Genomic DNA, 3298 nt, shown 5'->3' on the forward strand with positions numbered 1-3298 from the left:
GATCGAACACGATGCGAAATCATGATCGACTACGGTGCGAACTGGCGATCGATCACCGTGCGAATATGCATCTGGTGACGATGCGCTCAATGCTGGTGGAGCAAATTATGTCGGTATGGTCAGTTAATACTTCAGGTTCGGTAGTGGTGAGTTCTGTCATTTTGTTTTTTCCTTATATAAAGCAAAACGCCAGCCGGTAAGGGCTGGCGCTTATGCGTTGAGACAAGTGTGGTTGAGTGTCTAATCCGATTTAGGTCGTTGTCAGAGCCGGGGGGAATGGAGACGGTGAACGCCCTGTGCCTAACAAAAGCGCAACTGAGTGGGTGTCGTCGTTTTGCCGCCGATATTGTCGCGAAGCCAGTCAATCAGAATATCGGGGGGCTGTTTCAGCCAGTATGAGAATTTCTTGAGGTTATTGATGCCGGGTTACCAGTCGAAGGTTTCAAAACCCGGTAGTAGTTCACCGAGGGCATCCAGATGGATAATTCTGATCGTGTAACGGCGTATCAGCGTCACGATTAGCTGACGACAGGCTTTCGATAATCCCCGCTTCTTAAGCTGGAGTACCGGGTACTGCCAGGCATCCAGGTAGATCAGATAACCGGATCCGGTATAGCTAATCCATTCGCTGTCACCGTGATCTTCATGCTGGTGCGAAAGCGTATACAGCAGGCTGTTATCAGCTTCGGATATATGGGCGGTACTGCACTGGATGCCGTTAAGACGGGAAACGGGCGGAAGTGGATCTTCAACAATCAGTTTCCCCGGTTCGTCAGCAACGCGAAGCGAATAACCGTTCTGGTTCACCACATTGATCAGGTCGGTCAGTTCAATACCGTCAATATCCACGGCGATCCGGCCCATGTTGAGGGCCAGTACGTTGATGGTATCGGCTTCCACGGTGAGGGACAGCTTCATTGCTGCACCTCGCGGTATTTGCCTGTGGTGATATCGGTCACCATTTTGTAGCCGTTGCGGGTCATCAGCCCGGTGGCTTTGCGGGCGCGGAGAATATCGATACTGGTGAGAAGCGGCGACTGAGTTTCCGCGTTAAAACCGCGACGATCAGTACGTACCAGGTCGTATTTCTCCACGATGAAATTTACGGCGTCGCACAGCGAGATACCGGCATCAATATGTTCCTGAATGACGCTGTCGTTGCCAAACGGCGTGTCGTTGAGTGTCAGGCCGTAGTGACGATCCAGCAGGTGGCTCAGAAGCCGTTGCCAGATCTCCACGTGTGACGGGCGTAGTGAAGCCTCCTGCGTGGAGGATAGTGGTTGGGTTTGCATGGCTGGATCTCTTTGTTGATGGGTAAAAACGAGGGTAAGCAGGAAGAAGGTTTACGCGGTTGCAGCTGGCGTGGGATAAATCGCCAGGTACACGTAACCATGCGAACCGAGGCTATCGGCGTCGCATGTCAGCCCTTTTGCGTAGAGCGTGACGCAGTGCTGATGGCGGGGATTGAGCTCACCGGAAACCAGCATTAATTCCAGTTGTTTGAGCAGTACCGGAAATGCCTTGTCGAGATGGCGTAAATCCGCATCGCTGAACTGCCCGGTGATACTGGCGCGGTCAGCGAGATAGTGCAGCCGGTTGCCCTCCTGCACCAGGCGAGCGCCAAAACAGGGCGTGATATTGCGCTGAAGACCCCAGCGCGGCGCGTCCATGTTGTCATTTGTGGCAGGGATATCTGGCATGGTTAAGCCTCACTAAAAAGTGGATTAAGAAATGTTTCAACTGGATGGATCAGCCGAAGCGCTGGCCGTCTCCGGTGAAGGTGTATTCACCCGCGATGATGTCGTCGTCAACAACGTCAGGTGATGTCTGCCAGCCGTATTCGCTTTCCAGCCATCCGTATAACCAGCGCGCCAGCTCCCGGATGGCTTCAGTTATCGCCGCCTCACTGTCTGCGGTCATGTCCTGCCCGGAGCTGTGGCGTTCGACCGTGACTGCCATACAGGATTCATGGATATGCTGGCCGTGATGACGGATCGTGGCGCGAAGCTCGCCGCTGTTGTGCAACTGGATGGCCTGCAGTAGATCGGCAATCCGGTGAAGGTCAGCGTCTTCAGGACAGTGCTCCCTTATCCGGTATACGGCCTGAGGCTGGTAAGCATAATCACCCTCGAAAGCAGCGCCGCTTCCCTGTTGGCAAAAACCGCTGAACCAAATGCAGTGGTGCTGGCGATTGCCGCCCGACAGGAGAGGAACACGGTACAGCTTAATATCCACGCCCAGGATGTTGCAGATGCCGGTGAACTCGTCAAACACGTTCTGATACCAGTCATCGTTCAGGGCATGCTTACGATACCAGTCGCGGGCGTTCTCACGGGCCGCGTCGGAGAGTTCATCCAGTGTATATACGGTGGTGGAGATAATTTTGCTCACTGTATTTTCCTTACTTAGTTCAGCGTGACGCTGCGCAAGACGACATACGGGCCGTTGCGGTCCTGACGGCGTTCTGCGAAGACCGCGAGCACACCGCTGATATTCTGGACCTCCCGCCCGGCATAGTGGCAGACGCTGCCAGACCATTTATATTTACCCGTGCAGAAGCGAAACAACCGGGACTGTGGATGCCGGCGGTATATCGCCATCGCCTGACGTTTACTTATAATTTTCATGGGATTATTTTCCTGTTGTGCTACAGCCAGCCTTTTTCAGCAAACGAGGTGATCTCCATACCGCCCACAACCAGGTGATCCAGCAGGCGGATATCCACCAGTTCCAGCGCCTGCTGAATACGTGCAGTGACCTGACGATCGGCCTTGCTGGGTTCCGCCTCCCCGGAGGGATGGTTATGAGCCAGAACGGTTGCAGCGGCGTTATACTTGAGACCGGCCTTCACCACTTCGCGGGGATGGACCTGCGTATGGTTAATCGTGCCGGTGAAGAGCGTTTCGTGGGCTATGAGGCGATGCTGGTTATCGAGAAAGAGTGCGGTAAATTCTTCGCGCTCCAGTGAAGCGAGCTGCAGACGCAGCCAGTCGCGGACGGCATGGCTGGAGGTAAATGGCGCGCCGGGTTCGCGTAGCTGGCACGCCAGCAGAGTTAAGGCTTCCCTGACCGTCTGCTGGTCGGCAGGGGCTAATTCACGGGCAAACAGCGGTAACGGTTGTTCCATAGCGGCTGACCTCAGTCGATGATATGCATGATGGCGCTGCATTCTGCGTGGTTGAGCGCGTAGTCCCGCAGGCGGTAATAGTGCTCAGTCATGGCGTCGCATTCGGTGCGCATGGCGTGGTGGCTGTAAGTCATCAGACAGACGGCAATCCCGGCGGCCTCGCTGCTGAGC

The 3298-nt window shown here is 55.0% G+C and carries 7 protein-coding genes and 1 pseudogene; all 8 read right to left on the bottom strand.

Going from position 1 to position 3298, the window contains the following annotated elements; translation table 11 throughout:
- Positions 1-73: 73 nt before the first annotated feature.
- A pseudogene (locus DEO48_RS27190) lies at positions 74-160 on the bottom strand (restriction endonuclease subunit M); the annotation flags it as partial.
- Positions 161-426: 266 nt separating this feature from the next.
- The gene (locus DEO48_RS15240) at positions 427-918 is read right to left on the bottom strand and encodes a DUF5983 family protein (RefSeq protein ID WP_109845629.1); all 492 of its coding nucleotides are present in this window, start codon (positions 916-918) and stop codon (positions 427-429) included.
- Complete coding sequence (locus tag DEO48_RS15245) at positions 915-1292, bottom strand: TA system toxin CbtA family protein (protein ID WP_109845630.1); 378 nt, start codon at positions 1290-1292, stop codon at positions 915-917. Before DEO48_RS15245 ends, DEO48_RS15240 begins: the two co-directional genes overlap by 4 nt.
- A gap of 51 nt (positions 1293-1343) precedes the next feature.
- On the bottom strand, positions 1344-1700 hold the full coding sequence (locus DEO48_RS15250) for a type IV toxin-antitoxin system YeeU family antitoxin (protein ID WP_109845631.1): 357 nt from the start codon (positions 1698-1700) through the stop codon (positions 1344-1346).
- 49 nt (positions 1701-1749) lie between these two features.
- Positions 1750-2391: an antitoxin of toxin-antitoxin stability system gene (locus DEO48_RS15255; protein ID WP_109845632.1), complete on the bottom strand. Its 642-nt coding sequence runs from the start codon at positions 2389-2391 to the stop codon at positions 1750-1752.
- A gap of 14 nt (positions 2392-2405) precedes the next feature.
- Positions 2406-2627 (bottom strand): DUF987 domain-containing protein, encoded by a 222-nt coding sequence (locus DEO48_RS15260; protein WP_109845633.1) that lies wholly within the window; start codon positions 2625-2627, stop codon positions 2406-2408.
- Positions 2628-2647: 20 nt separating this feature from the next.
- On the bottom strand, positions 2648-3127 hold the full coding sequence (gene radC / locus DEO48_RS15265) for a DNA repair protein RadC (protein WP_109845634.1): 480 nt from the start codon (positions 3125-3127) through the stop codon (positions 2648-2650).
- Between the two features lie 11 nt (positions 3128-3138).
- Positions 3139-3298 (bottom strand): antirestriction protein (locus DEO48_RS15270; protein ID WP_146198276.1); only part of this gene is annotated, 160 nt, incomplete at its 5' end.

The organism is Enterobacter sp. CGMCC 5087 (genome assembly GCF_003144775.1).
GTDB lineage: Bacteria > Pseudomonadota > Gammaproteobacteria > Enterobacterales > Enterobacteriaceae > Enterobacter > Enterobacter cloacae_M.

What these genes read in the sequence shown, in the direction of transcription:
- DEO48_RS15240 (WP_109845629.1), bottom strand. Translation starts at nt 918, where the DNA reads ATGAAGCTGTCCCTCACCGTGGAAGCCGATACCATCAACGTACTGGCC.
- DEO48_RS15245 (WP_109845630.1), bottom strand. Translation starts at nt 1,292, where the DNA reads ATGCAAACCCAACCACTATCCTCCACGCAGGAGGCTTCACTACGCCCG.
- DEO48_RS15250 (WP_109845631.1), bottom strand. Translation starts at nt 1,700, where the DNA reads ATGCCAGATATCCCTGCCACAAATGACAACATGGACGCGCCGCGCTGG.
- DEO48_RS15260 (WP_109845633.1), bottom strand. Translation starts at nt 2,627, where the DNA reads ATGAAAATTATAAGTAAACGTCAGGCGATGGCGATATACCGCCGGCAT.
- radC (WP_109845634.1), bottom strand. Translation starts at nt 3,127, where the DNA reads ATGGAACAACCGTTACCGCTGTTTGCCCGTGAATTAGCCCCTGCCGAC.